This is a genomic window from Microseira wollei NIES-4236, assembly GCF_020521235.1.
In the GTDB taxonomy this organism is placed as follows: domain Bacteria; phylum Cyanobacteriota; class Cyanobacteriia; order Cyanobacteriales; family Aerosakkonemataceae; genus Microseira; species Microseira wollei.
Map to the genome: position 1 here is coordinate 1 of NZ_BLAY01000822.1, position 218 is coordinate 218.

Here is a 218-nt window from a genome sequence, read left to right on the forward strand (position 1 = left end):
TGTCCTGAAGCGTCTATCTGATGCCATCAAAGACAAAGATCGTATCCTGGCATTGATTCGCGGCTCGGCAATCAACCAAGATGGTCGCAGTAGCGGTCTAACAGTACCTAACGGGTCATCCCAGCAAGCCGTAATTCGCCAAGCGTTGGCAAATGGAGGAGTAGAAGCATCACTTGTCAGCTATATTGAAGCTCACGGTACAGGTACTTCTTTGGGAG

Annotated in this window: 1 protein-coding gene; it reads left to right on the plus strand. The window is 49.5% G+C overall.

Annotation, left to right across the window (positions count from 1 at the left end; translation table 11 throughout):
• Positions 1-218 (plus strand): hypothetical protein (locus tag MiSe_RS50595; RefSeq protein WP_226595175.1); only part of this gene is annotated, 218 nt, incomplete at both ends.